General features: G+C 77.0%; 2 protein-coding genes. Both read right to left on the bottom strand.

From position 1 onward, the window contains the following. Nucleotides 1-1165: PucR family transcriptional regulator (locus PV341_RS44615; RefSeq protein ID WP_500360972.1), on the bottom strand; the 1165-nt coding region annotated here is incomplete at its 3' end. Next, complete coding sequence (locus tag PV341_RS44610; RefSeq protein ID WP_500330649.1) at nucleotides 1162-2409, bottom strand: PucR family transcriptional regulator; 1248 nt, start codon at nucleotides 2407-2409, stop codon at nucleotides 1162-1164. The genes PV341_RS44610 and PV341_RS44615, both read right to left, overlap by 4 nt. Between the last annotated feature and the right edge of the window lie 290 nt (nucleotides 2410-2699).

Below are 2699 nucleotides of genomic sequence, written 5' to 3'. Positions count from 1 at the left end.
AGGTGAGGTCGACGAGCTCGCGGGGGTGGGTGAGGCGGCGGCCGGTGAGCAGTTCCAGGCGGCGCAGGCGGTTGAGGACCGTGTTGCGGTGGCAGTCCATGCGCTCGGCGGCGGCGCGGGGGGAGCCGTCGCACTCCATCCACGTGGCGAAGGTGCCCAGCAGGGACTCGCGTTCCTCGTCGGCGAGCCCCCGCAGCGGGCCGAGGACACGCTCGGCCAGCTCGCCCGCGAGCCGGCGGTCCGAGGCGGCCACGACCGTCGGCATCCGCTCCTCCCACAGCGCCACCTCGCCGTCGGAGGCGCACGTGGGCAGCGCCAGTTCGGCGAGCGTCAGGGCCCGGTGCAGCTGGGCCAGGCCGTGGACGACCGGGCTGACCCCCGCCCGCAGCCCGGGGACGGCGCCCAGGAGCGCGGCGAGCGCCCCGGGGGACCGGTCGCCCAGCAGGACGACCAGGACCTCGCCCGTGCCGCGGGGTGCCCGCAGTACCCGGCTGCCGGCGCCCACCGGGAAGGCGTCGTCGCCGGGCGTGCCGGAGGCCGAGGCCCGCACGCTGGTCACCGCGACCACGAAACGGCCGTCGCCCGGTACGCCCAGGGCCTGGGCGGCGGCGCCCACGCCGAGGCTCTCGGTGCGTCCTTCGAGCAGGGCGCCCAGCACGCGGGCGGCCCGCCTGCTGCCGCCGGCCCCGCCGTCGCCCAGCGTCTCGCGGTAGGCGTCGGCCAGGATCGCGGTCGTGCGCCGGCGGAACCCCCACATCCGCGGGGCGATGTGCACCATGAGCGGGATGTCGCCGGGATGGTGCGCGGCGACGGTGTCGACGAGGTCCTGCCACACGACCGCGCCGCCCACCCCGAAGACGTGCGCCAGCAGCTCCAGCGGCATGCCCCGCTCGGCCTGGCGGCGGCCGGCCTCCCGCATGTGCCGGGACGCGTCCGCGTCGCGCTCCGGGTCGACGAGCCGGTCCAGGTGCATGGTGATCATCGTCGCGAAGCCGTCGAGGGAGCAGTCGGGGTCGTCGGCGTGGTCCACGAAGCCGGGGACCTCGGTGTGCAGCCGGGCCATGACCCGCTCCGACAGCTCGCCGGTCCGCTCCTTCATCCGCAGCGCCGCCGTCCGCAGCAGCTCCCGGGCCGCCTCGTCCTGCGCCTGCGGACGCGCCGTCACCTGGGCGCTCCGGGGCCGTGCGCCGCGGAGATCCGCTCGGCGTCCAGGGCGAGCGCCAGGTGCACCACGTCGCGCGGTCGCGCCACGGAGCGTCCGGTGAGCTCCTCCAGCCGCCGCAGCCGCCTGCGCACGGTGTTGGCGTGGCAGAACAGGGCGGTCGCGGCCTTCTCGACGGAACCGTCGGTGTCCAGCCACGCCCCCAGGGTCTCCAGGAGCACCGTGGCCTCCGTGGCCTCCACGTCCCGCAGCCCGCCCAGGACGCCGGCGGCGACCTCGCTCGCGACGTCCGGGCGGCGGGCGAGCAGCCCGGCCGGGTAGCGGCGGTCGAGGACGGCCACCTCGCCGTCCCGGGTGCAGGTGCGCAGCGCGAGTTCGGCGAGTTCCCTGGCGTGTCCGACCGCGCCCAGCCGGTCCACCTCCGGGCTCAGGCCCGCCCGCGTCCCGGTGGGCACCTCCAGCGCGGCCGCGAAGTCGCCGAGCGTCAGGTCGCCCAGGTCGGCCAGGAGCACCTCGCCGCCGACCGGGAACGCCCGGTGCACCCGCACCCCGGCGGGCACCCCGGCCCGCCGCCGTACGGGTGGAGGGGCCCCTGTCGAGCCGCGCATGACGGCGACCGCGAAGCGGCCGTGTTCGGGCAGGCCGAGGGCGTCCGCGGCCTCGGCGAGGCCCGGGGTGTCCAACCGCCCGGCGAGGAGCCCCTCCAGCGCCCTGCGGCCGCGCTGCCGGTGGAACGTCACCTCGCCGCGGGCCCGCAGGTAGGCGTCGGCCATCAGCCGGCTGTCCCGCTCGAACAGGTCCCAGACCTCCGCGGCGGCGCGGGCGATCAGCTGCGTCCCCTCAGGCCCCCGGCCCTCCCCGGCCCGGACCAGCGCCAGCCACAGCGCGTCACCGGCTGTACGGCAGGCGCCCATCATCGGCTCCAGGGGGAACCCCTGCCACGCCCGGCGTTCCCCCACCCACGACAGGTACGCGGCGGACACCGCGGAGCGCCCCGGGTCGGCGAGCGAGTCGAGGACGGCGGCGACCGAACCCTCGGTCTCCTCCAGCAGTCCGGACGGTGCCAGCGCGGGCTCCCGGTAGGCGGGGTGCCGGTCCCGGATCCGCTCGACGATGTCCGCCGCCACCGGTCCGACCTGCGCGCGCACCTGCAGCGCGGCGGCTCTCAGCATCTCGCGGTGCTCCCGCCCGGAGGCGCCCGCGATGCCCGCGGTGCACATCGGACGCGTCGTGGCGGGGGTGGCCATCCGATCTTCCTCTCGGCTCTGCGGGCGCGGAGCCCGGGTGGGCGGGCACCCGCACGGCATTCCTACCGGCTGGTAGTCCGGCCCCGGAAGACGGGTGACGCAAACGTGACCGACATCCGGACAGAACCCACACATCACCGAACACGCGGTCGTACGGGACGGCTCGGGCGGTGCCGCTGCACAGCCGGGCCCGGCCGCCGTTGGGAACCGCGACCAGAAACGCCCCCGACCCTCGCCGAACCGCCCGCCATCTCTTCCCATGGAGCTCCCGCATCACCGGCCCCGGACGG

Source organism: Streptomyces sp. PA03-1a, from assembly GCF_033792805.1.
Taxonomy (GTDB): Bacteria; Actinomycetota; Actinomycetes; order Streptomycetales; family Streptomycetaceae; genus Actinacidiphila.
The sequence above is the reverse complement of the archived record's forward strand: the minus strand, read 5'-3'. Positions and strand labels throughout refer to the sequence as shown.

What these genes read in the sequence shown, in the direction of transcription:
- PV341_RS44610 (WP_500330649.1), bottom strand. Translation starts at nt 2,409, where the DNA reads ATGGCCACCCCCGCCACGACGCGTCCGATGTGCACCGCGGGCATCGCG.